General features: G+C 66.9%; 22 protein-coding genes. 7 read left to right on the top strand and 15 right to left on the bottom strand.

Translation table 11 applies throughout. From position 1 onward, the window contains the following. Positions 1-167: 167 nt before the first annotated feature. The 4 genes from DEIPI_RS29940 to DEIPI_RS0109635 all read right to left on the bottom strand — a co-directional run bounded on the left by DEIPI_RS29940 (position 168) and on the right by DEIPI_RS0109635 (position 4668). Complete coding sequence (locus DEIPI_RS29940; protein ID WP_084474122.1) at positions 168-1217, bottom strand: glycoside hydrolase family 43 protein; 1050 nt, start codon at positions 1215-1217, stop codon at positions 168-170. A 125-nt stretch (positions 1218-1342) separates the two neighbouring features. Further along, the gene (locus DEIPI_RS0109625) at positions 1343-2230 is read right to left on the bottom strand and encodes a carbohydrate ABC transporter permease (RefSeq protein WP_027481641.1); all 888 of its coding nucleotides are present in this window, start codon (positions 2228-2230) and stop codon (positions 1343-1345) included. A 2-nt stretch (positions 2231-2232) separates the two neighbouring features. Then, a complete protein-coding gene (locus DEIPI_RS0109630; RefSeq protein ID WP_027481642.1) occupies positions 2233-3171 on the bottom strand; it encodes a carbohydrate ABC transporter permease in 939 nt (312 codons plus the stop codon). 177 nt (positions 3172-3348) lie between these two features. Further along, positions 3349-4668: an ABC transporter substrate-binding protein gene (locus tag DEIPI_RS0109635; RefSeq protein ID WP_027481643.1), complete on the bottom strand. Its 1320-nt coding sequence runs from the start codon at positions 4666-4668 to the stop codon at positions 3349-3351. Between the two features lie 231 nt (positions 4669-4899). On the opposite strand from DEIPI_RS0109635, the gene DEIPI_RS0109640 reads away from it, so the two are divergent. The 3 genes from DEIPI_RS0109640 (at position 4900) to DEIPI_RS0109650 (ending at position 7094) form a co-directional block, all read left to right on the top strand. Further along, positions 4900-5859, top strand: a complete 960-nt coding sequence (locus DEIPI_RS0109640) for a glycoside hydrolase family 43 protein (protein ID WP_027481644.1) — start codon at positions 4900-4902, stop codon at positions 5857-5859. A gap of 9 nt (positions 5860-5868) precedes the next feature. After that, a complete protein-coding gene (locus DEIPI_RS0109645) occupies positions 5869-6195 on the top strand; it encodes an FKBP-type peptidyl-prolyl cis-trans isomerase (protein WP_027481645.1) in 327 nt (108 codons plus the stop codon). 113 nt (positions 6196-6308) lie between these two features. Then, on the top strand, positions 6309-7094 hold the full coding sequence (locus DEIPI_RS0109650) for a DUF4388 domain-containing protein (RefSeq protein ID WP_245588542.1): 786 nt from the start codon (positions 6309-6311) through the stop codon (positions 7092-7094). A gap of 89 nt (positions 7095-7183) precedes the next feature. Here DEIPI_RS0109650 and DEIPI_RS0109655 read toward each other — a convergent pair whose 3' ends face one another. Then, positions 7184-8116, bottom strand: a complete 933-nt coding sequence (locus tag DEIPI_RS0109655) for an MBL fold metallo-hydrolase (RefSeq protein WP_027481647.1) — start codon at positions 8114-8116, stop codon at positions 7184-7186. 295 nt (positions 8117-8411) lie between these two features. On the opposite strand from DEIPI_RS0109655, the gene DEIPI_RS0109660 reads away from it, so the two are divergent. The 3 genes from DEIPI_RS0109660 (at position 8412) to DEIPI_RS29945 (ending at position 9936) form a co-directional block, all read left to right on the top strand. Next, positions 8412-8825 carry a DUF4383 domain-containing protein gene (locus tag DEIPI_RS0109660; protein WP_027481648.1) on the top strand — a complete coding sequence of 138 codons (414 nt, stop codon included), beginning with the start codon at positions 8412-8414 and terminating at the stop codon, positions 8823-8825. 53 nt (positions 8826-8878) lie between these two features. Continuing rightward, positions 8879-9442 carry an endonuclease dU gene (locus DEIPI_RS0109665; RefSeq protein WP_084474126.1) on the top strand — a complete coding sequence of 188 codons (564 nt, stop codon included), beginning with the start codon at positions 8879-8881 and terminating at the stop codon, positions 9440-9442. 113 nt (positions 9443-9555) lie between these two features. Further along, on the top strand, positions 9556-9936 hold the full coding sequence (locus tag DEIPI_RS29945) for a DUF4383 domain-containing protein (protein ID WP_052351673.1): 381 nt from the start codon (positions 9556-9558) through the stop codon (positions 9934-9936). Positions 9937-9951: 15 nt separating this feature from the next. On the opposite strand, the gene DEIPI_RS0109675 is transcribed toward DEIPI_RS29945, so the two are convergent. Together DEIPI_RS0109675 and DEIPI_RS0109680 are read right to left on the bottom strand one after the other, a co-directional pair. Beyond that, positions 9952-10569, bottom strand: coding sequence for a hypothetical protein (locus DEIPI_RS0109675; RefSeq protein WP_027481650.1), 618 nt, complete (start codon positions 10567-10569; stop codon positions 9952-9954). A gap of 119 nt (positions 10570-10688) precedes the next feature. Further along, entirely contained in the window at positions 10689-10880 is a 192-nt protein-coding gene (locus DEIPI_RS0109680; protein ID WP_027481651.1) for a hypothetical protein, read from the bottom strand. Positions 10881-11107: 227 nt separating this feature from the next. Here DEIPI_RS0109680 and DEIPI_RS29950 point away from each other — a divergent pair, with 227 nt between their 5' ends. Next, positions 11108-12460, top strand: a complete 1353-nt coding sequence (locus DEIPI_RS29950; RefSeq protein WP_045233990.1) for an MDR family MFS transporter — start codon at positions 11108-11110, stop codon at positions 12458-12460. Here the strand turns inward: DEIPI_RS29950 and DEIPI_RS0109690 are convergent. The 8 genes from DEIPI_RS0109690 to purL all read right to left on the bottom strand — a co-directional run bounded on the left by DEIPI_RS0109690 (position 12457) and on the right by purL (position 21163). Further along, on the bottom strand, positions 12457-12636 hold the full coding sequence (locus tag DEIPI_RS0109690; RefSeq protein WP_027481652.1) for a hypothetical protein: 180 nt from the start codon (positions 12634-12636) through the stop codon (positions 12457-12459). The two genes, DEIPI_RS29950 and DEIPI_RS0109690, sit on opposite strands and share 4 nt — an antisense overlap. Before the next feature lie 260 nt (positions 12637-12896). Further along, a complete protein-coding gene (locus DEIPI_RS0109695; protein ID WP_027481653.1) occupies positions 12897-13139 on the bottom strand; it encodes a hypothetical protein in 243 nt (80 codons plus the stop codon). A 59-nt stretch (positions 13140-13198) separates the two neighbouring features. Further along, positions 13199-14311 (bottom strand): HD-GYP domain-containing protein, encoded by a 1113-nt coding sequence (locus DEIPI_RS0109700; RefSeq protein WP_027481654.1) that lies wholly within the window; start codon positions 14309-14311, stop codon positions 13199-13201. A 137-nt stretch (positions 14312-14448) separates the two neighbouring features. Next, positions 14449-14625 carry a hypothetical protein gene (locus DEIPI_RS37630; RefSeq protein ID WP_157463571.1) on the bottom strand — a complete coding sequence of 59 codons (177 nt, stop codon included), beginning with the start codon at positions 14623-14625 and terminating at the stop codon, positions 14449-14451. A gap of 168 nt (positions 14626-14793) precedes the next feature. Further along, the gene (locus DEIPI_RS37635) at positions 14794-17043 is read right to left on the bottom strand and encodes a KGGVGR-motif variant AAA ATPase (protein ID WP_157463572.1); all 2250 of its coding nucleotides are present in this window, start codon (positions 17041-17043) and stop codon (positions 14794-14796) included. Continuing rightward, positions 17033-17479 carry a HEPN domain-containing protein gene (locus DEIPI_RS36535; protein WP_084474128.1) on the bottom strand — a complete coding sequence of 149 codons (447 nt, stop codon included), beginning with the start codon at positions 17477-17479 and terminating at the stop codon, positions 17033-17035. Before DEIPI_RS36535 ends, DEIPI_RS37635 begins: the two co-directional genes overlap by 11 nt. 22 nt (positions 17480-17501) lie before the next feature. Further along, a complete protein-coding gene (purF, locus tag DEIPI_RS0109710) occupies positions 17502-18923 on the bottom strand; it encodes an amidophosphoribosyltransferase (RefSeq protein WP_027481655.1) in 1422 nt (473 codons plus the stop codon). After that, a complete protein-coding gene (purL, locus tag DEIPI_RS0109715; protein ID WP_027481656.1) occupies positions 18920-21163 on the bottom strand; it encodes a phosphoribosylformylglycinamidine synthase subunit PurL in 2244 nt (747 codons plus the stop codon). The genes purF and purL overlap by 4 nt, the downstream gene beginning before the upstream one ends. Between the last annotated feature and the right edge of the window lie 27 nt (positions 21164-21190).

The following is a 21190-nucleotide window of genomic DNA, read 5'->3' on the forward strand; positions in this document are numbered from 1 at the left end:
TGGCGCTCGCGGGAGCGCCCGATCCGCCCGCGTGGGCGGTGGTGTCCACCGACGCGAGCGTGAGGGTCAGCAGGAGCGAGGCGGGAAGGAGCAGGGGGTGCTTGGGCATGGTGGCCTTCCTGGCCGCCGGGGCGGCCGGGACGGGCGGACCGTGCTGGAAGGAACGCTCAGTCGGCGACGGCGACGGCCAGTTCGGCCAGTTCCGGCTCGGGCGCGAGGACCACGGCCGCCCACGCGGGCGCGGTGGCGGGCGCGAGCTGGGATGCGAGCGCGGGCGGCGCGATCACGGGCTGACCGTCCACCCAGTGCAGCGGGTCGATGCGCAGGGAGCGCGCGCCGCCCGTGGCGTAGCCTGCCTGTCCCGCCGTCCACGCGTGGTAGTACATCCACGTGGCGCCGCAGGCGTCGGTGATGACGCCCTGCCCGCCGGGCCCGGCGACGTGGCCGTGCGTGGCGAGCAGCGGTCCGCGCGCGTCCTTGACGAAGGGCCCCAGCGGGCTGTGCGAGACGGCGTGCCCGACGCAGTAGGTGGCGTCGTCGTAGTGCGCGGCGGAGTAGAACAGGTGGTAGCGGCCCTCGCGGGCGACGACGAAGGGCGCCTCGATGAGGTGACGCTCCCACGTGCGGTCGTTGCGGATGAGCTTGCGGGGACGCCCCAGGAGGGTCAGGCCGTCCTCGCTGAGCTTCTGCACCCACAGCCAGGTGCGCAGGCCGCGGCTGTTGCCGTCGTTCTTCCAGTACAGGTAACGCTGTCCGTCGGTGTCGATGAAGGCGTGCGCGTCGATGGCGCCGCCGAGGTCGTGCTGGGTGATGAGGGGCGCGCGGGACGCGTCCACGAAGGGCCCCTCGGGAGAGGTGGAGAAGGCCGCGCCGATGACCTGCTGGCCGCTGCGGCGGTGCCGCACGGTGTAGTACAGGACGAAGCCGCCGGGAACGGCCATCACGTCGGGCGCCCAGGTGAGGCCCGCGCGGGCCCAGCGGGGGAGGGGACCCATCGCGTCGGGCAGGTCCTCCCAGGTGACGAGGTCGCGTGAGCGGCGCAGCGGCAGGTGCTGCTCGGGCGTGTTGGTGGCGTACGCGTAGTACGTCCCGTCCACGTTCAGGATGAAGGGATCCGGGAAGTCGCGTGGGTCGAGCGGATTGGAGAACGTCGTGTTGCCGACGTGAGCTTCGCTGAGAACGGTGAGCGCGGACTCAACAGGCGTTGAGGCAGTCATGTCCCGAGTGTAGTCATGAGGACATGACAAAGCTAGGGCCAAGATGAGGCTCACGAATACTTCACGGGCGCGGGGCGTGAAGCGGGGGCCTCGGCCCCTCCACTCCACGCCCCGCGCCGCGAACGTCATTCCTTCATGCCCGTCGTCGCGAGGCCCGCGATGAGGTAGCGCTGCGCGAACAGGTACGCCACCAGCACCGGAATCGACGCGATCGCCGTGGACGCCATCAGCTTCCCGTACTCCGTCACGTAGCGCTGCGAGAACGTCGTCACGCCCACCGGCAGGGTCAGCTTGTCGATGTCCGTCACCACGTAGAACGGCCAGATGAAGTTGTTCCACGAACCCATGAACGCGAACACCGCCAGCGTCACGAGCGCCGGGACCGAGAGCGGCAGGATGATCTTGTACAGCACCTGGAAGCTGTTGGCGCCGTCGAGCCGCGCCGCCTCCTCCAGCTCCTTCGGCAGCGAGATGAAGAACTGCCGCAGCAGGAACACCCCGAACGCGCCCGCGATGCCCGGCCAGATCAGCGCGTGGAAGCTGTTGATCCAGTCGAACTTCAGCATCATCAGGTAGGTCGGGATGAGCGTGACCACCCAGGGGATCATCATGGAGCCCAGGATGATCCAGAAGATCAGGTCACGGCCCGGGAACTTCATGCGCGCCAGCGGGTACGCCGTGAGGGCGCACAGCAGCACGTGCAGCACCGTGAAGACCGTCGCGACGAAGAACGAGTTCCACATCCAGCGGAGGATGTTCCCGTCGGGCGACGTGAGCACCTCCCTGAAGTTGTCCAGCGTCGGACGCGCCGGGAACCACTGCGTCGGCGTGGAGATCACGTCGTTTTCCGGCTTGAGGGCCGTGATGATCATCCAGTACATCGGCGCGAGGAAGATCACGGACAGCACGCACAGCAGCACGAAGCGCCAGAAGTCGTTCGGCAGGAAGCGGCGACGCTCCTCCTTCGTACGGGCGATGGGGGCCGAATCGGCCCGCCCTGCGGGAATCGCCACGCTTACGCCTCCCCTCGCGCGTCACGCGCCATGATGCGGAACTGCAGGTACGTGAAGATCAGCATCACCAGACCGAACATGAACGACATCGCCGTCGCCGACGAGAACTGGTTGTTCGAGAAGGCCTCCTCCGTGATGTAGAGGATCGCGCTCTGCGTCGTGCGGTTCGGACCGCCCGCCGTGATCACGAGCGACTGCCCGAACAGCTGGAAGGACGCCAGCACCGTCGTGACGAACACGAACAGCGTCACGGGCGCCAGCAGGGGCCACGTGATGAAGCGGAACTTCGGCCACGCCGTCGCCCCGTCAATGTCGGCCGCCTCGTAGTAGCTCTGCGAGATGTTGCCGAGCGCCGCGAGGTACAGCGTCATGTTGAAGCCGATGGTCCACCAGACCGTCCCGACGATGATCGGAATCCACGCGATGTTCTCGGTGGACAGGAAGGGGATCGGCTGACCGCCGAGCAGTTCCGTCTGGATGGCGTTCACCAGGCCGATCTGGTTGTCGAACATCCAGCGCCACAGGATGCCCATCACGGACACCGTCAGCACGCCCGGCAGGAAGAACACCGCGCGGAAGAAGGCCCGCCCGAAGATGGGCCGGTTGAGCAGCAGCGCGAGCCCGAGCGCCGTCGCGATCAGGAGCGGCACGCTGATCACCGTGAAGATCGCGGTGTTCTTCATGGCGTTCCAGAAGAACTGCGCCTGCGGCGTGCTCATGTCGAACAGGTTGCGGTAGAACTCCAGCCCCACGAAGGGCTGCGTGTCCGAGAGCAGGTCGAAGCGGTGAAGGCTCACGTAGAAGCCGAACCCCACCGGATACACCACGAACACGAGGAAGAACAGCGCGAAGGGCAGGATGTACAGGTAAGGCACGAGCGGGTGCGCGTCCCCCAGCCGGGCGGGGCGGCGCGCGGCCCCGGTGGGCGTGGTGACGCTCATGGACGCCACCCCCCGCATGAAGCCGTCTTCATGCAAAAGACGCGCGAGAGCCCCGCTGCCCGGCTCTCGCTTCCCGGATTCGCGACCGGGCACGCACGTCGGCGTGAAGTCATGTCACACCTCATTTCCTTGAGAGAGAGGAGGGCGCGTCCCCCTGGACGCGCCCCCGGACGTGGATCAGCGGAAGCTCTTGCGGGCCTGCTCGATCTGCTTGTTCGCCTCGGTCACGCCGTCGTTCAGCGCGTCCTTGACGCTCTTCTTGCCGGAGTAGGCGTTCGCCCAGGCGTTGTCGAAGGGCCCGAGCACCTGACCGCCCCACGGGAAGCCCGAGGTGGCGTAGATGTTGCCGAGCTTCTCGAAGACGCCCTGGATCGGACGGCCCTCGAACTTCTTGTCCTTCGCGACGGCGGGCATGACGGGCAGGCTGCCCGCCTCCGTCCAAGCGAGGTTCTGCGCGGGCGACGTCATCCAGTTGATGAACTCCAGCGACGCGGCGCGCTTGTTCTTGTCGTAGTTCGCCTTCTGCTTGGGCAGCGTCAGGTGGCTGCTGCCGCCCCACGCCGCGTCCTGCTTCGTGCCGCCGACGCGCGGCATGAAGGCCACGCCGAAGTTCATCTTCTGCTGCTCGAAGCGGTCGAGGTACCACTGGCCCGAGGGGAAGAAGCAGACCTTGCCCTGGCTGAACGCCGCGAGCTCGGCCTCCTCGGTGCTGTTCGGGCGGGCCACGTTGTACTTGCTCACGAGGTCCACCATGAACTGCACGGCCTCGACGGCCTGCGGGCTGTTGAACGACGCGTTGAGGTTCTTGTCGACGAGGCTGCCGCCGTTCTGGAGGATCGCGGCGTACGCGGCGCGCGAGCCGACCCAGTTGTTGTAGAGGCTGACGCCCCACGTGTCGAGGTTCTTGGCGTCGAAGCCGGCCTCATCGGGCTTCTTGCCGCTCTTGTCGGTCGTGCAGGCCTGCGCGGCCTTGAGGAAGTCCGCGCGGGTCTGCGGGACCTTGTTGGGGTCCAGCCCGGCCTTCTTCATGAGGTCCTTGTTGTAGAACATCACGTACGCGACGGACGAGATGGGCACGCCGTAGGACTTGCCCTGGTAGTCGGCGGTCTTGAACAGCGGGCCGTAGAAGCGGCCCTTGTCGATGCCGGCCGTCTTGAGCTCCGCGTCCGTGAGGGGCGACACCGCGCCGCGCGCGACGAAGTTCGTGATCTGGTCCTCGTTGATGACGACCACGTCCGCCGCGCGGCCCGACGCGACGAGCGACGGCAGCTGCTGCCAGGTGGTGCCCCACGGCTGGCCCTGCGCGCGCACGACGATGTTGGGGTGCGTGGCGTTGAACTGCTGCACGAGCTTCTCCATCACGGGGCGGTCGGCGCCCGTGAAGCCGTGCAGGTAGGTGATGGTGACCTTGGGGCCCTTGTACGAGGACTGGGCCTGAGCCTCGGCTGCCGAGAGCAGGGCGCCGAGCAGGGTGACGGCCAGAGTGACTTTACGCATGTCCTTCCTCCTGTGCCCGGAAGACCTGGGTGATCCGGGGCCTTCGATTCCTCGTGTTCCGGCGGCATGCCGACGGGTCGGCCACACCGAGTGCCGGAAATCGAAAGTTTCGATTACTGCGAAAATATCACCTGTGTCCCAGGTTCGTAAATATCCCACGTGGCGCCCCCTACAGAAAGCCTTAACCGAGCCTCCGGCGAGCGCGCCGATGCGACAAGATGCAAAGCGCCCATGCCTGACCTCACCTACACGAACCCCGTGTACCCCGAGTACTTCGCCGACCCCTTCGTGCTGCGCCACGAGGGCCGCTACTACGCCTACGGCACCGGCGGGCGGCCCATCCTGGAGGGCCGCGCCTTCGAGGTGCTGCGCTCCGACGACCTCGTCACCTGGGAGAGCGTCGGCGGCGCCCTCGAACTCCTCGCGCACGAGGGCGCCCAGGACTACTGGGCCCCCGAGGTCGCCTTCCACGACGGGCGCTTCTTCATGTACTACTCCGCCGGGATCGGCGACAAGGGCCACCAGCTGCGCGTCGCCACCAGCGACCACCCCGAGGGGCCCTTCCGGGACGAGGGCGTCGTCCTCACCCCCGACGACCCCTTCACCATCGACGCGAGCCCCTTCCGGGACGAGGACGGCCAGTGGTACCTCTACTACGCCCGCGACTTCCTCGACGGGGACCGCGTCGGCACCGCGCTCGCCGTGGACCGCCTCGAGGGCATGACGCGCCTCGCGGGCGAGCCCCGCACCGTCCTGCGCGCCACCGCCGACTGGCAGATCTTCCGGCGCAACCGTGAGATGTACGGCGCCGTCCACGACTGGTACACCCTCGAAGGACCCTTCGTCGTGAAACGCCACGGGCGCTACTGGCTCTTCTACTCCGGCGGCGCCTGGGAGGAACCCAACTACGGCGTCTCCTACGCCGTCGCGGACCACCCGCTCGGCCCCTGGCGTGAGCCGCCCTCCGAGGGCCCCACGCTGCTCCAGTCCATCCCGGGGCGGGTCGTCGGCCCCGGCCACAACTCCCTCGTGACCGGCCCCGACGGCGAGGACTACCTCGTCTACCACGCCTGGGACGTGGACAAGGTCGCGCGCCGCCTGTGCATCGACCGTGTCGACTGGACGCCCGAGGGTCCCCGCACCGACGGCCCCACCTGGGCGCCGAGCCCCGCGCCGCGCCGGAAAGGGTAGGATCGGCACATGGACGACCTCAAGATGGAGACCCTCCAGGAAGGCAGCGGCCCCCAGGCGCGCAAGGGCCAGATGGCCCGCGTGCACTACACCGGCTACCTCACCGACGGCACCAAGTTCGACAGCAGCGTCGACCGCGGCGAACCCTTCGAGTTCCCGCTCGGCGCGGGCTACGTCATCCAGGGCTGGGACGAAGGGGTCTCGCGCATGAAGGTCGGGGACAAGGTCCGCCTCACCATCCCCCCGCACCTCGGCTACGGCCCGCGCGGCGCGGGCGGCGTGATCCCCCCGAACGCGACGCTCGTGTTCGAGGTGGAACTGCTCGGCCTGCGCTGAACGCGCGAAGCGGGGCCCGCCCTCTCGGGGGCGGGCTCCGCTTCGTGTGAAAAAACCCCTCGGGTGCGCGCGGGGTGCCCACCATGGTTGAAAAAGGAGCACCCCGAGTGAGCATGCTTCTCGTCTACAGCAAGGAACCGGTCCTGCACGACCTCGAACTGACCGCTCACGACGCGGGCGTCACGGTCGAACGTGTCAGCAGCGGGGAGCACGCCGAACGCCGACTCCAGGCGTGGCGACCCAGCCTCGTGGTCTGCGCGGACGCCCTCGACGACATGCCCGGCGCGGACCTCCTCTCGCGGCTGCGCCGCCAGCCCGCCCTGCGGGACACCACCTTCGCGCTCGTCGGCGCGGCCTCCCGGGCGGACTGGCCCGCCTCGGACCGGGACCTCGCCCTCGACCCGCGCCTCCCCCCGACGGAGCTGTGGCGCCGGCTCGCCCGCTACACCGGCGCCCACGCCGACTTCGAACTCGACATCGAGATCGAGGTGCCCCTGGAGCTCGTGGAAGCCACCCGCTCCCGCGAGCCCGAGGCGGCCCGCACGACCGCCGTGATGCGCGGCAGCATCAAGGCCTTCGGGCTGTTCGAACTGCTCGGCTCCATCCAGCAGACCCGCAAGACCGGGCAGCTCAGCCTGCACTTCGGCGACGACTTCGACGCGGACCTGTTCTTCGTGCGTGGCGACGTCACGCACGCCGAGTACCTCGGCATGTACGGCGAGGAGGCGCTGCTGCGCGCCATCGCCCTCACGGGCGAGGTGCCCGACACGGAGTTCACCTTCCAGGCCGCCATGTCCGACGCGGAGCTCGGCGGCGTGCGCACCATCACCCGCTCCACCGAACGCGTCCTGCTCGAACTCGCCGTGCAGATCGACCACGCGCACGCCGGACCCCACTAGGCTCGGCGCACAGGACCTCGGCGAAGGCCGAGGTTCTGCCGAGCGGAGCGAGGCACCATAGCGTCGCGCCGGGTGTCGTGCCCCGACGCCTAGCTTCTCCTGAGCAGCCAGAACAGCAGCCCGAGCCCCGCGAGCGCCACGCCCACGCGGCGCGGACGCTTCGGGTCCGCCGGGAGGGGCGGCGGCAGGTCCCGCACGCCGCCCTCGTCCACGACGGGCGCCCGGAAGGCGTAGCGGCCGTGCCTGGGCCGCGCGAGCTCGTCGAAGCGGCGCGCGAGCACGCGCAGTTCGGCGCGCAGCAGTTCGTTCCACATCGGCGTGCCGTGGCCCGTCGCGGCCACGACGGGTTCGAGCGCGGCGAGGCGCTCCACGGACGCGCGCGCCGCCGTCCAGTCGGGCGTGTAGTACGCGGGCGGACGGCGCACCTCCTGCGGAAACTGCGTCAGCGCGCCCAGCATGGACTCCTGCGGCGTCGTCACGAACGCGTCGCCCGCCACGAGCGTGCCGTCCGACGCGCGCCACAGCGACACGTGCCCCGGCGAGTGCCCCGGCGTGTGGATCCAGCGCCAGCCCGGCAGGCCCGGCACTGACCCGTCCGCCGGGAGGGCGCGCACGCGCGGCGAGAAGTCGAAGGGCCCGGGCGGGAACAGGGGAGACGAGAGCGCCATCAGGCCGCCGCCGACGGTGGGATCGGGCGGCGGGTAGGCCGAGCGGCCCGTGAGGTACGGGAGCTCCAGCGGGTGCGCGAGGATCGGCACGTCCCACGTGTCGGCGAGCTCGCGCAGCGCCCCCACGTGGTCGAAATGCCCGTGCGTCATCACGATCGCCTCCGGCGGGCGGCCCCCGAAGCGCTCGCGCGCGAGGCGCAGCAGAATGTTCGCGGTACGCGGCATGCCCGCGTCCACCATCACCCAGGGGCCGCCGCGCTCCCCGAGCATGTAGGCGTTCACGAGGACGAGCAGGACGCGCGCGACGTCCGGACGGACCTCCTGCAGCCCGCCGAGCGGGTTGAGGCGGCTCACGAGGACGCTCCCGCGAGGTGGGCGGGACGGACTGGGGATCGGTGCATGACGGCCTCCTGCGTGTATGGTGAGCCGCGCACGTCGGGAGACACGTGAGGCGTCCGTCAAGGGCTGTTGCGGCACCCGGCGGGGCGCCGATGAGAACACGCTCAGTCTCTCGTATTTGGCTCACGTGCCCCGCCGGGACGATCATGAGCGCGTCAGGGAAGCCCGCCAGGGTGACCCCGGCGGGCGAGCATGCCCGCGGGGGAGAGCCGTGGGCGCGGCCTCGCCGTGACATCCAAGGAGGCACTTCATGGCGAGAACGTTCGCACAGGTCGTCGGCGTCATCTTCCTGCTCGTGGGCATCCTGGGCTTCTTTCCGGGGCTCCTGAGCGCCTACTCCGGCCCGGATCTCGTGGTGGACAGCGGACGCGGTCTGCTCCTCGGTCTCTTCCCCGTCAACCTGCTGCACAACCTCGTGCACCTCGCGGTGGGCCTGTGGGGCCTCGCCTCGGCCCGCACCGCGAGCGGCGCGATCGGGTTCGCGCGCGGCCTCGCGATCTTCTACGGTCTGCTCACGATCATGGGTCTCATTCCCGGCCTGAACACCACCTTCGGCCTGATCCCCATCCACGGCAACGACGTGTGGCTGCACGCCCTCACGGCGCTGATCTCCGCGTACGTCGGCTGGGGCGTCCCCGCCACGCGCGACAGCACCGTCCGCTGATTCAGGTCCGCAGGCCCGGCCCCACGTGGGGCCGGGCCTGTATCCTGCGTTGCGTGAGCCGCCTGTCGCACGCCATCGGGTTCGACGACGCGCCCTTCGACCGCGCGCATCGCGGCGACGTGAGGATCGTCGCGACCGTGTACGCCCACACGACCCTGCACGGCGTGCTCACGTCCCGCGTCCGGCGCGACGGGGCGAACAGCACCCGCGTCCTCGCGGGGCTCGTGAAGGACTCGCCCTTCGCGGCGCACCTGCAGCTGATCTTCCTGCAGGGCGTGGCGCTCGCGGGCTTCAACGTCGTGGACGCGCACGCGCTCCACCGCCTCACGGGACTGCCGGTCGTGGTGGTCGCGCGCCGCCAGCCCGACTACGCCCGGGTCCGCGCCGCCCTGCTGGGACGCGTGCCGGGCGGGGCGCGCAAGTGGCGCCTCATCGAGCGTCTGGGGCCCACGCGGCCCGTCGCGGGCGTGTGGGTGCAGTGCGTCGGGATCGACGTGGAGGGGGCGGGCGCGGCGGTGGAACGCTTCCGGGTGACGGGGAACGTGCCCGAGCCGCTGCGCGCCGCGCACCTCATCGCGGGCGCGCTCGGACGGGGCGTGAGCCGGGGCCGCACCTGATCCGAGGCTCAAGGATTTCTGCACGCCGTGTGAAGAAGCTCATGCTGGCCCTTGGAGGGGCGTGAAGCTACGCTGAGGCGCATGAGGGCCCCGCGCCCCGACGAGGAGGAAGCATGGTTCGACCGTACGCCGCCTGGACCGCCGTCACGCTCCTCCTGCTCGGCACGCTCGGACTCTTCCCGGGTCCCGTGTCCGACGCAGGACTGCTGCTCGGTCTGTTCCCCGTCAGCCCCACGCTGTGCGTGCTGTACCTGCTGCTCGGCCTGATGGGGCTGTACGCCTCCCGGCACTACCGCGACTCGGCCGCCTTCGCGCGGACCCTCACCGCCGTGTTCGGCGTGCTCGCGTTCCTCGCCGTCCTGCCGGTCACGTCGTCCATGCCGCACCTCGCGCCCCTCACGCGCGACCCCCTGTGGCTCGTCGGCGTCACCGCCGCCGTCACCGCGTACTTCGGCTGGGGCGCGCCGAGCCGCGACTACATCAAGCTCCTCTAGACGACACCCCGAGGCTCAGAAGACGATCTGAAGGCCCAGCTTGAGGCGCGGGACGAACTTGGGCTGGTTGACCACGGCGTCCACGTCGGCATAGTCGGCGTCTCCGGGCGCGAAGCGGTAGACCTGCACGCCGGAGTTCGGGTTGGAGTCCGTGACGTTGAACACGGGCGGCAGGTAGGCGTCGATGCCGACGTCACCCACGAGATCGAGCCACGACAGCAGCCTGTAGCGCGCGGTCACGCCCGTTCCGGCACCGTAGGCGAGGACGTCCGTCGTGACGGTCCCGTCCCTTCCGCCGAGCATTCCGAGGAAGAAGTCCACGCGCGGCCCCGCGTACACGTCGAGCACGACGTCCGGCACACCGGAGTCGAGGGCGTACAGCACGTCGAGGGCGCCGCGGACGTTGAAGCCGAGCTCGCGCTCGTTGCTCTCGGGGGTGGCCGTGTAGGGGTCCGCGAGGTTCGCGGCGAGCGTGAAGCGGCCGCCGAACGGGGTCGCGGCGACCTCACGGAACATGACGTCGATGTCGGCGCCCAGACCGCCGCCGAAGCTGGGGCCGAGCGAGAGGCCGACGTTCCCGGCGGACGCGGCGCCCGCGACGAGGAGGAAGGACAGGGGAAGGATTCTACGCATGACGACTCCTGAAGGGCCGATCTCTCCGCCCGGGTCATGGTAGCCGAATGTGCGGAGCGTCAAGGCGAATGTGAGCGGGCGACGCGCCCGCTCACATTCGTTCCTCCCGTCCTGCCCGCTCAGACCTGCGCTTCCCGCGCTTCCGCCGGAACCCGGACGCCCCTCAGGAGGGCGCGCAGCGCGGCGAGCACGTTCCTCGCGTTCCCGGCGGCCCTGACCGCCTCCCGCGCGCGCCGCTCGTTCTCGGCCTCCGAGCGGAGGGACTCCACGTACCTGCCGAGCAGGACGGCCTGCACCTCGTGACTGTTCATGTGGTCCTCCCTCCGGGTGAGCGTCCGGACTCTCCGGACTGAGCTCATTGTCCTCGCGGGACGGGGTGCGGCGCATGCCGCGTCCCGCCTAGGCCGCCCTCATCGCGTCGGCGTAGGCCGCGCGCGCGAACGGCGTAGCGTTTCCTCAGGAACCCACAAGACCCGCCCGCCGCCTCGCGTGGCGCCCGCGACGCTCCCGCGCGCGGGGTGGGAGTACAATCCCGCCCATGTCCACCATGACGGAGGCCCAGCGTCGTCTCGCCACCATCGGCCTCATCCTCGGGGTCTTCCTCGCCGCGCTCGAATCCACGGTCGTCGCGACCGCCATGCCGTCGGTCGTGCGTGACCTCGGCGGGCAGGAACTCTACGCGCTGCCCTTCGCCGTGTACCTCCTCACGAGCACCGTCAGCAGTCCCCTGTGGGGCCGCGCGTCGGACCTCGTGGGCCGTCGCCGCCTCTACCTCGTGGGGGTCGTGCTGTTCCTGCTGGGCTCGGGTCTCGCGGGCGCGGCGGGCAGCATGGGCGTCCTCATCGCCGGGCGCGTCGTGCAGGGTATCGGGGCGGGCGCGGTGCAGCCCCTCACCTTCACGCTGATCGGGGAGATGTACACCCTGGAGACGCGCGCGCGCGTGCAGGGCTTCATCAGCGGCGTGTGGGGCCTCTCCGGCCTCGTCGGGCCGCTCGTGGGCGGCCTCATCGCGGACAACGCGTCGTGGCGGCTGGTGTTCTACCTCAACCTGCCCTTCGGGCTGATCGCGCTGCTGCTCGTCGCGCGCAACCTGCGCGAGGAGGGCGCGCGGCGGGCGGCGCGCATCGACTGGCTCGGCGCGCTGCTCTTCACCCTCGGGAGCGGCGCGCTGATCTGGGGTCTGGAGACGCGCGCGTGGCTCTTCGTGGGGCTGGGCGCGGTGGCGCTCGTGGCCGCCGCGTTCGTGGAGGCCCGACACCCGGCGCCCCTGCTGCCCGTGTCCAGCCTGCGCCAGCGCCTGCCGCGCGTGGGGGTGCTCACGAACGTCCTGGCGGGCGCGGCGTACTTCGGGTCGGTGGCGTACCTGCCGGTGTACGCGCAGGGCGTGACGGGGCGCGGCGCGACGGAGGCGGGCGTGCTGCTCACGCCGATGCTGATCGGCTGGACGTCCACGAGCATCCTCGCGTCACGCGTGATGGGCCGCGTGGGGCTCGTGCGGCTCGCGATTCTCGGCTTCGTCTGTCTCGTCGTGGCCTTCGCGGGCTTCAGCCTGCTCGTGACGGGGCCCCTGTGGCCGATGGCGGCGTGCGGCTTCGTGGCGGGCTGCGGGATGGGCTTCAGCATGTTCAGCCTGCTGCTCGCGGTGCAGCAGGCCACCCCACGCGAGGAGCTCGGGGCGGTCACGTCCGCGATCCTGTTCTCCCGCACGATGGGCGGCGCGGTGGGCGTCGCGCTGATGTCCCTGCTGATCGGCTCGGGCCTCACGCGGGGCGGCGACGCGCTCGCGGAGGGCCTGCGCGGGGCGTTCCTGCTGGGGCTCGGGTGCGTGGTGGCGGCGCTGCTGCTGTCGCTGCGCCTGCGGCCCGCGAGGACGGCGGCGGCGGCGGACTAGCACGGGGACGACGTGTCAAAGGGAAACAGCGCGACGTCATACGGCGTCGCGCCGTTCTCTGTCCCGGGGAAGCAGGGATCAACGGGCGAGAGGCGTCGGGTCAGCAGGTTGAGGAGTTCGATCACTGCGTGGACCAGGGCGGTGAGGACCGTGATCAGTTGAATGATCTCGATCAAGCTCACTTTCCGGACTGCGCGTGATCTGGTAAGCTCACGGCGGTCAGCCATAAGTCACCTCACTTTCCGCGCCCGGAGTTGCACCTCCGGGCGCTTTCGCGTCGGGGGTGCTCCTCTCGTCCCGTTGTCATGATCCTCGTCCCGTGGGATACACGAACGGTAGCCCATCGTCAACAACTCGTCAAGTTATATGGACAGGACGTTTTACAACAGATTCTGTCTATACAACTTGAAACCGAGCCGCTCGATCTACTTCCTGCCTACTCCCCGAATACCTCGCCCGCGCTCTCCACCGCCTGCCCGCGCCCCGCGCGGAACGCGTCCAGCACGGCGCTCACGAACGCCTCCGGGTCGTACACGGCGCCCTCGTTGTCCGTGTAGGGCTCCTCCACGGTATCCACCAGGAACGCGCCGTCCGGACCCTCCACCACCGCGCGGGTGGCGTGCTCGGGACGGTCGGACGTGATGACGGTCAGGCCTTCTCGCTCGGTACGTCGCAACATGCCCCAGTCTCACCGCCCCACGCGCGCGCAGGCGTGAGAGCGCGCCCAAGACGCGCCCCCTACGCCTCCGCCGACACCACGTCCAGGAAGACCCGCGCGAGCGCCGGGTCGAACTGACGGCCCGCCTGCGCCCCGATCTCCCGCAGGGCCGCCTCGTGCGTCCACGCGCGCTTGTACGGACGCTCGCTCACCAGCGCGTCGTACACGTCGCACAGTGCGAACACCCGCGCGCCGAGGCTGATCTCCTCCTCGCGCAGACGCCCCGGGTAGCCGCTCCCGTCCCAGCGCTCGTGATGCTGCGCGATCACGTCCAGCGCGCCCTCCGGCAGGAACGCCAGGGAATGCGCGAACCGGCAGCCCGACTCCACGTGCGAGCGCATCACCGCCCACTCGTCCGCGTCGAGCGGGCCCGGCTTGAGCAGCACCGCGTCCGGCACGGCGATCTTGCCGACGTCGTGCAGGTACGCGCCCCAGCGCAGCGCCTTGCGCGCCGCCGGATCGAGGTCGAGGCGCCGCGCCATACGTTGCGCGAGGCGCGTCACGTGGTCCGTGTGCCCGCTCGTCTCCGCGTCGCGCGCCTCCAACGCGAGGCCGAGCGCGCGCAGCGCCGCCTCGCGCGCATCCAGCGCCTCCTCCTCCGCCGCGAGCCGACCCACGAGCGCCGCCGCCGTGCCGCTCACCATTCCGAACAGTTCCGCCTCCGGCGCCGTCCACGCGTGCGCGCCGAAGGTGTGCATCAGGAACGCGCCCACGAGGCGGCCCTCCGCGTCACGCACGGGCGCCGCCGCGAGGCTCGCGACGCCCAGCGCCGCCATGCCCGCGCTCACGCGGTGCGCGGTCACGTCGTCGAAGAACAGGGGCGCCTCGCTCGCGCGCAGCGCGCCCAGCAGGGGCGCGTCGGCGGGCAGGCCGTGCGCCGCCACCGCCGCCATCACCTCACCCGTGGGCATGGCCCCCCACGCGGAGCGGACATGAAATCGGACGTCGTGCGTGTCGGCCTGGAAGAACGCGGCGCCCTCGGCGGCGGTGTCTCCCACGAGTTTCTTCAGGGTCGGTTCGATCGCGGTGGGCAGGTCCGGCGCGGCGAGCGCGAGCCGGGTGAGGTCGACAATGGCCTGAGCGGCGCGGTAGCGGTCGTCATGCATGGTGAGCCCGGGTACAGTGTCGAGCATACGCAGGAGAAGCGTACCCCGCCCCGGACGGGATTGCTTCACCGGAAGCTCAGGGATGAAGGAACGACGAACGCCCACCAACGAAACGCGGGCGGCTCATCGGCCGCCCGCTCGGGAGTGGTGGGTGGGGTGGGAGGTCACGCGCGCAGGACCTTCGCTCCGTTGGAGACGTCGAGCCGCGCGAGGCGCTCCATCAGCGCGCGGGCGCGTTCGAAGGCGAGGACGGCGCGGACGTCACGCTCGTTGCGGGCCTCGGCGCGCAGGGACTCGGTTCGGAGGGCGGACAGCTGCATCTGCATCTCGGGGTTCAACATGGTTCTCTCCTCTGGGAGGCGGCCCCTCGTGGGTCCGTCCTGTCTGAGGACATTGTGCTTCCCGGGGGATGGCGGACGCATGATCACAACGCCGTAGGCCACGCTCGTGGCGTGGCCTACGAAACCATAAGCTTAGTGATGTAGCTGCCCTATTTTAAAGGGGCAAAATTAGGCTTGACCTCTTCGGCCGACTTTAAATGCGTATCTATAGAGGTCCGGAACGCTTAGGCGACCGTCAGACTTTTCTTCGAGTAGTCCGACTGAAACAGCAAGATCGATGGTCGTTTTATCAATATCTCCCATTCTATCTATCGTAAATGGACTTGTGTCAATACGTTCTAATCGATTGAATACGTTGGCTAGTTCAAGCGAATACTCTTCTTCTAGAGCAGATCTCGCCTGCTGTGAAACATTATCCAAAGAATCAATAAGATACCGTGGCCGAATTAAGGTTTTCGTTTTTCTAGGGTCAATTACTTCCCTGGACAAACATTCACGGAAGAGTACTAATAGCATCCGTACGCTGTGCTCACCTTGTGCATCAGCCAATCGGTTCCAAACCCAGCTTCGTGTGTAGGCAGATTTGCCTGCGTCCATTCTTTCGCCAAAAATTAATCGCCATGCCTCTTCGTGATTTATTAGCAAGTGGGTATTTTCTCCTATGTAAGGAATTCTTTGTTGTTTGCAGTAGTAGCGAGCAAACAAGTCTGATCGTGATGCAAGCTTAGTGACGATGTTTAGATAATCCTCTTGCTTCCATTTCAACTCAACAGAGTAACCGTAGAAATGACTTTTATTGACAACTTGCGTTCGCTGCCATAAGTCATAGCGCACAAAAATTTTAAACTTATACCGAGTAAAGTTTGATCCGTATTGATACCAATAATCCAATAGTCCCTCAATAGCCCTCATTCTTACTAAATTTCCAGTGATATCACTGCCAAAACCATCATCAAGGCCGTCCACGATAAAGATTCCGGAAGAGCCTTGGTTATCAGCAGTAAATACAGTATTAAGTGTGTTAGACAAATCTGCTTCACTATAATCCTTGAGTTGTTCAAAAGCAATATCACCTCTTGTAAAAGATACAATGGTCTGAATCAACCAGAATCGACGCCATGCTCCTGCTTCTTCGTGGTGCTTTCTGTGCCAATCGAGATATCTGTTGATATCGGGCGTGAATTGATACTGCCTTTGTAGGAGTCGAGGAGCAGCTAGAGGAACAGCATTTCTCGTGTTTAACAAATGTATGAATAGAGACGTTTTTCCAGTTCCTTTTCTCCCAAGAACAAAGCTCGTACTATCGTCTAAAATACGGGTATATTGCTCGCTCTCAATAAAAAATGCTTCATGCTCCTTATCAGTTTCGGCCACTCCAGTGTTTCGCTTCGATACTTCATAAAGTTCTTGAATTACGTTGTTCATTCCCGCCTCGCTGTCGTTTACTTTGGTAACGTTAGATATACGAGGCGGAACAATTGATGAAATCCAGTTAGCAATGGTAGAGTAGTCAGAGAGATCTTCGGTAAAGTCAACATGATCCTTAGATGCCATTCTCTCATTGTAAGCAACAGTGCATATAATCTCTTCAGGTATCAATTCTGCTCCCGCTTTTCGCCCGCGCTGTAATGGCGATATCCATTCGGATATCCACTCAATTCCTCTTTCGCGGAGCCTGTTAAATTCCGACACTGTATTTGGCAGAGGACTCAAGACATAGCGTGGCTCTACATTAAGTCCTCTGTAGTTCTTCGTAGTTGCCATGCCTCGTGAAATCAACGCATTTCCTGCCTTCGCTTGTAAATTAGGATTAAAACATATTATAGCTACATCACTTTCAGAGAAAAGAAATGGAGCGCTGGTCTGTGATATTCCCGTTCTAGCGTCCCAGATTATTACATCCGGCTTCAGGGGTGATTCAGCAATCATTTTATTAAGTATTCTTGCCGGATTACGTTCTCCTGAGTACCACGTTTCGACATCTACCCATCTAAGTGCTCTTGCGTATTCTGAAGTCAGGTTGCCAGCTGGTAGGACATATAAATCCAAATTGCCTACCTTGTTAAAGTGGGATAGCAATTCTTCTCCACTAATATCACCAACTTCAAGCGATACTAGTAGAGGTAGTAGGCCTTTATCATTAGCTATAGGAGCGGCAACATCAAATACATCCGATAAGCCGGGAGCCTCTAGGTCGCCATCCACACATACAACTCTATAGCCTTGATTTGCTAAAATTAAAGCTGTTCTACTTAAGGATGTTGTGCGACCAACTCCACCCTTTAAGCTGTAGAAAGTAACAATAATGGGGCCGAATTCTTCTCTGTTCTCTAACGGTAAATCAGAGAGGACATGAGTATCCGATTCGACTTGTGCTTCTATTACATTTGCCCACAAGGGCACAAATTTATTTTCCATAAGGCACCTTCCCCTTTGTTTTACTCCGAGTTAGTGCTTTGTTGTGCACTACGCTTACAACTTTGGCTACGTCACGCACAAACAGCGCTATGTCAAACGGGCATGAAGGCAGGTCGGCTTGGTACCTGAGCGAAGTAAAATCAGCTGAGTTATCCGACTGCTTGCCGATGTCAAAAATATAAGAAGCTTCCCCCACGAACAGACTCATCGGAACACCTGATGAAACAATTTCTCGAAGTTCGCGTAGGGAATGAATGCGCTTCGTACTACCTATCCTTGCTAGGCTAAAACCTTTGAGGGCGGTTTCAAGTGCATAACAAGATAGATATATAGCCAAAACATCACAATTATTTGCCAATGCAATGCTTGCCTCACCGCCTCTTGCTTTGCTTACCTTAATCCACTCCTCGACAGTTGTTGGATCTGTCAAGTGCATTGATCGCCTCACTAACCTAAACTTACACTTCGAGGGCCAGCTTGTTCACGTCGTTCTCCAGCGGCACGCCCGCCGGGTACTCCCCGTTGAAGCACGCGAGGCACACGCCCGGCCCCTGGATCGCGCCGCGCAGGCCCTCCTCGCTGATGAACGACAGGGTGTCCGCGCCGATGAGCGCGCGGATCTCCTCGATGGTGTGCGTGCTCGCCACGAGCTCCTTGCGCGCGGCCGTGTCGATGCCGTAGAAGCACGGGTGCTTGATGGGCGGGCTCGACACGCGGAAGTGCACCTCCGTCGCTCCCGCGTCGCGCAGCAGCTGCACGATCTGACGGCTGGTCGTGCCGCGCACGATGCTGTCGTCGACGAGCACCACGCGCTTGCCCCGCACGGCGCTGGTGGGGGAGAGCTTCATCTTGACCTTCAGCTCGCGCGCCTCCTGCGTCGGCGCGATGAACGTGCGGCCCGCGTACGGGTTCTTGTAGAGGCCGTAGTCGAACGGGATGCCGCTCTCGCGCGAGTACCCGATGGCCGCGCCGATCCCGCTGTCCGGGACGGGCACCACGATGTCCGCCTCCACGGGCTTCTCGCGCGCGAGGCGCTCGCCCATGCGGACGCGCGCGTCGTGCACCTCCGCGCCGTCCACGGTGCTGTCCGCCCGCGCGAAGTAGATCCACTCGAACGCGCAGGCCGTCTGACGGTGGTCCGGGATGACCTGCAGGCTGTGCAGGCCCGTCCGGTCCGCCCAGACGAGCTCGCCGGGCGCCACGTCACGCACGAGCCGCGCGCCCACCGCGAAGAGCGCGCAGGGCTCCGACGCGAACACCCACGCGCCGTCCTCGCGCTGCCCGATGCACAGGGGCCGCACGCCGTTCGGGTCGCGGAAGCCCAGCAGCTGGGTCTTGCTCATCAGCACGACCGCGTAGCCGCCTCTCAGGTCACGCATGGCGCGCGCGGTGGCCTCCACGATGTCGAGCTTCGCGAGGCGCGCGACGCGGTTGAGCATCACCTCGCTGTCGTTGGTGGTCTGGAAGATGACGCCGTCGTCGAGCATCTCCTGACGCATCTCGCGGGCGTTCACGAAGTTGCCGTTGTGCGCGAGGCCCAGGATGCCCTTGTTCGTGCGGACCGTGAGGGGCTGCGCGTTGAAGCGCAGGTTGCTGCCCGTCGTGCTGTAGCGCACGTGTCCGATGCCCACGCGGGCCGAGCCGAGCCGCAGCCTGTCGAGGCGGGTCTCGTCGAACACCTGCGACACCAGCCCGAGGTCCTTCTCGACGAGGAACTGCTCACCGTCGGAGACGCAGATGCCCGCCGCCTCCTGCCCGCGGTGCTGCAGCGCGAACAGCCCGAGGTACGTGAGCCACGCCACGTCCGTCGGCTGCGGCGAGTACAGGCCGAACACGCCGCACTCGTCCTGCGGCTTGTCGGTGTCAACATCAAAGATCACGCCAGCGCCTCCCGGAGGGGGCGGGTGAAGGCGTCCTGAAGGCGGGGGAGGGGCACGCTCAAGTGTAGGTCGTGGCGGGGCAGCGAAATGGCGACCTCTTCACCACCCACGAAGCCGAGGAGGTGGAAGGGCGCGCCGTGCTCGTGAAGCAGGGCCTCGGCGGCCTCCTCGTGCCCGACGGGCACCGCCACCACGATCCGCGAGTGCGCCTCCCCGAAGAGCAGCGCGTCCGCGCGTCCCGCCGCGTCCACCTTCACGGTGAGGCCGAGGCCCCCGGCGACCGCCATCTCCGCGAGCGTCACGGCGAGACCGCCCTCGCTGCAGTCGTGCGCGGCGCGCGCGTGACCCGCGCGGATGAGGGCGATCACGGCGTCCTGCACCCGCTTCTCCAGCGCGAGGTCCAGCGCGGGCACGCGGCCCGCCTCCAGCCCGTGCACCGTTTCGAGGTACTGGCTGGCCCCGACGTCCGCCGCGTGGTCCCCGACGAGGTACAGCACGTGCTGACCCTCGGGCAGCGCGAGCGTGGCGCGTCTCTCCACGTCGGGCAGCACCCCGACCATGCCGATGGTGGGCGTCGGGTGGATCGCGACGGTCCGCACCGACCCGTCGGGCTGACGCTCGTTGTACTGGTTGTACAGGCTCACGTTGCCGCCCGTCACGGGCGTGTTCAGCGCCCGGCAGGCCTCCGCGATGCCGCGCGTCGCCTGCTGAAGCTGGTAGTACACCTCCGGGCGGTGCGGGTTGCCGAAGTTCAGGTTGTCCGTGATCGCGAGGGGCGTGGCGCCCACGCAGGCGAGGTTGCGCGCCGCCTCCGCGACGGCCGCCGCCGCGCCCACGAAGGGATCGAGGTACACGAAGCGCGGGTTGCAGTCGCTCGTGGCGGCCACGCCCTTCGTGGTGCCGCGCACGCGCATGACCGCCGCGTCCGCCGCGCCCGGCACGACCACCGTGTTCGTCATGACCTGATGGTCGTAGCGCTCGAAGATGGGACGCTTGCTCGCGATGGTGGGGTCACCCATGAGCGTCACGAGCACCTCTGAGAGGTCGGCGGGCACGGGCACGTCCGTGAGGTCACGCTCGCGCGCCGCGCGGATCTCCGGGCTCTCCACGCCCTCGCGGGTGTACTTCGGCGCCTCGTTGAGGACGTCCACCGGGAGGTCGCACACGACCTCGCCCTGCCAGAACAGGCGGTAGCGGTCGTGCGCGGCGACCGAACCGATCACGACGACGTCGAGCTCCCACTTCGCGAGGAGGTCCAGCAGGTCCTCCTCGCGACCCGGCACGGGCACGAGCACCATGCGCTCCTGACTCTCGGAGAGGCACAGTTCCATCGGGACCATGCCCGTCTCCCGCGTCGGGACCTTCGAGAGGTCCATGTCCACGCCGAGGCCCGCGCGGTACGCCATCTCGCAGGTGCTCGACACGAGCCCCGCTGCGCCCATGTCCTGCACGCCCGCCACGAGGCCACGCTCGATGGCCTCCAGCGTCGCCTCCAGCAGCAGCTTCTCCATGAAGGGATCGCCGACCTGCACGGCAGGACGATCCGCGCCGCTCGCGTCGCTGAGGTCCGCCGACGCGAACACCGCCCCGCCGAGCCCGTCGCGGCCCGTCCTGCTGCCCACGTACACGATCTGGTTGCCGACCGCGCCCATGGTGCCCTTCGCGAGGTCCTCGTGCTTGAGGAGCCCCAGCGCCATGACGTTCACGAGGGGGTTCTCCTGGTAGCTGGGGTGGAAGGTCACCTCGCCGCCCACGGTCGGCACGCCGATCGCGTTGCCGTAGTGGCTGATGCCCTCCACGACGCCGTGCAGCAGGAAGCGTGTGCGGGGGGAGTCGAGGTTCCCGAAGCGCAGGCTGTCGAGGACCGCGAAGGGCCGCGCGCCCATCGCGAAGATGTCGCGCAGGATGCCGCCCACGCCCGTCGCGGCGCCCTGCACGGGCTCCACGGCGCTGGGGTGGTTGTGGCTCTCCATCTTGAAGGCCACGCCGAGCCCGTCGCCGATGTCCACGACGCCCGCGTTCTCGCCGGGGCCCTGCAGCACCTGCGGGCCCGTGGTGGGAAACACGCTGAACAGCGGCCTGCTGTTCTTGTAGCCGCAGTGCTCGCTCCACATCGCGCCGACGATGGCGGCCTCCAGCGCGTTCGGCTCGCGGCCCACGCGCTCGACGAGCAGGTCGTACTCCTCGACGGTGAGGCCGAAGGTCGCGGCGCGCTCCCTGAGGCTCGCGGCGGCCGTCACAGCGCCACCGCCCGCTCGGCGTGCGCG

The organism is Deinococcus pimensis DSM 21231 (assembly GCF_000519345.1).
Taxonomy (GTDB): Bacteria; Deinococcota; Deinococci; order Deinococcales; family Deinococcaceae; genus Deinococcus_A; species Deinococcus_A pimensis.